This window comes from Marseilla massiliensis (assembly GCF_016899855.1).
Lineage (GTDB): Bacteria > Bacteroidota > Bacteroidia > Bacteroidales > Bacteroidaceae > Prevotella.
Genome location: NZ_JACJJG010000182.1, coordinates 1 through 2,233 on the forward strand (window position 1 = coordinate 1; position 2,233 = coordinate 2,233).

The window sequence follows — 2,233 nt, forward strand, 5'->3', positions numbered from 1 at the left end:
TGACTTTAACTACTCAGCGAGCGGTAAGCGAGCGATAACTTCTCTAACTACTTTTAACTACTGGACCTCTAATATTCCCTCCAACTCCCTGAAGTCGTCAATTATCCACTCGGCACGCTCCTTTTCGAGGTCGGCACGATGGCCGTTGCCGTATGTCACGCCAACTGCGGACACTCCGGCGGCGTGAGCCATGCGGATATCATAGACCGTATCGCCCACAACAATTGCGTTTTCGGGACGCAAGCCATTGTCGGCAAGCGTCTTGAGAACCATGTCTGGAGCGGGCTTTGCATGCTCTACATCGCCTGCGCCGAGCATGTACGGGATATATTCAGACAGGCCCATGCGGTTTACGAAGTCGGCCAACGACGTACGGAAGCGGCTGCTCGCTATGGTGACAAGCAATCCGGCTGAGTGCATCTTGCGGATGGTCTCGCCCACGCCGGGAAACATCGGCACGGCGTCAGGCGTGTTGTTGACGTCAAAGATACGGCGGTAAGTGGCTGCGCAGAGGTCGCCTGTGGCGTCGTCCATCAGTATAAGGTCGGTAAAAGTCTGCTTCAGTGGCAGCCCAATCATTGCCGCGCATTCGTCGTCAGTGCGTGACTCAAGTCCCAGTTCGGCAATAGTCTGCTGCATCGTGCGGACAATGAGACGACGGGTGTCGCCTATCGTGCCATCAAAGTCAAGGATAATGGATTTCAGTTTATTGCTCATTACTTTTTATTTTCAGGAGTTAAGGAGTTATGTAGTAAAGGAGTTAAGACAAATGACTTGTTGAATGAATAATTAATTATGAAAAATGAATAATCAAGTTTGCCTGTTCAAGCAATGAATTATTCACTCTTAATTATTCACTCTTCACTTAACAAGTCATTTGTCTTAACTCCTTTACTACATAACTCCTTAACTCCATATCTCATATTAAATCTTTTTCATCACCACGGCCACGGTGTTCAGCCTGAAATATCCGAGCGACATGTACATCAGCCCGCCGTACGGATTGTCGGTGCCCCACGAGTTCTTGCACACGAAGTAGCGGCGGCCGGCCTGGTCGCGGGCCAGTCCTACCAGCTCCATACTGTGGTCGTCGGTAACGCTGAAGCGCTCGAAAGCCCGCTGGCGCATGTCCTGCGTCACGGTTACGCCTTCGTTGTCGAGACACGCGACACCGTCTTCAAACGAGAAGCCGTCGTTGGTCACGTCGCCCTCCCAGCACACTCCGTTGCCCAAGCGTAGGGCTTTCTCCACACGACTTACAAGCGTGTCTACGGGCACATTGTAGAACTTGCATCCCTCACGGTTGGCAGGAAGGTCAAGGGCGACGTTCTCGTAAAACGGCTCGTGCGTGTAGCTGGTCACCGCCACGTAGTCGGCAGGGCTGCATACGCTGCGGGCAAACTCCTGCATCGAATACTCCATGCCGTACATCCACACCCTGCGGGGCACTGGGTTGACGGCCGTATCGAGCACGTATGCCGTCTTGTCACGCAGCCGCTTAATGCCCACGCGCTGGCGAACGGCCTGGTCGGCAAGCACGTTGAGCTTGCGGCACAGCACGTCATAGTTGCATTCAGAACGGTAAGCGTCATAGGGCATGGCGCCGTATTCGGCCAACGCGCTGAGCAGCATGGGCGCCACTCCGTCGGCCCTGACGTCAACCTCACCCTGCGTAAGGTAGCGCTGCTCGACAAGCCCGCCGAGAACGGAGCGCGCTACGTATGCCGGCGAAAGGTTGACCGAGTCGCCAATTGCCAGCCTGTCGGTCTCAATCGTAGCCAGCATGGCATAGACCCAGCACAACGAACCTCGCCCCTGGTCCTTAACGGGAGTCATCCCGTTAATCCTCTCCACGGTGAACACTCTACGCCCGGGCGTCGTGCGCCCGCACGACACCATGACAACGGCTGCTATAAGTACGGCTACTAACGTCTTCATGGGCGCAAAATTAATGAAAATAATCCGCCCCGCAAAGCGTTTAACATATTGATATCATGAAAACGGGAATGCCGGATTACGGCCGGCCGCAAAAGTGACTTTACTGCTTATCGCCATCGGCGGGCAACCAGCAAAGGCCACGACACAACGCACGCCAGCGCAAACGGATATATACATCCAAAACAAAAGACTTGCGAAAGGCGGTTCTTCCGCAGTTTTGTTGGATGGCCTTTCAGCAACATAAAATTGAGCACATCGAGTTTTTCTTTTAAAAGATTAAAAATCAATAGTTTTG

At 53.3% G+C, this 2,233-nt stretch carries 3 protein-coding genes; all 3 read right to left on the minus strand.

Annotated features, from left to right (window positions below):
* Positions 1-57: 57 nt before the first annotated feature.
* Positions 58-717 carry an HAD family hydrolase gene (locus H6A34_RS14145; RefSeq protein WP_205106039.1) on the minus strand — a complete coding sequence of 220 codons (660 nt, stop codon included), beginning with the start codon at positions 715-717 and terminating at the stop codon, positions 58-60.
* A gap of 207 nt (positions 718-924) precedes the next feature.
* Positions 925-1,938 (minus strand): C1 family peptidase, encoded by a 1,014-nt coding sequence (locus tag H6A34_RS14150; RefSeq protein ID WP_205106040.1) that lies wholly within the window; start codon positions 1,936-1,938, stop codon positions 925-927.
* Positions 1,939-2,045: 107 nt separating this feature from the next.
* On the minus strand, positions 2,046-2,233 hold a 188-nt coding region (locus H6A34_RS14155), incomplete at its 5' end, for a hypothetical protein (RefSeq protein ID WP_205106041.1).

Coding starts and splice junctions, on each gene's coding strand:
- H6A34_RS14145 (WP_205106039.1), bottom strand. CDS start 717: ATGAGCAATAAACTGAAATCCATTATCCTTGACTTTGATGGCACGATA.
- H6A34_RS14150 (WP_205106040.1), bottom strand. CDS start 1,938: ATGAAGACGTTAGTAGCCGTACTTATAGCAGCCGTTGTCATGGTGTCG.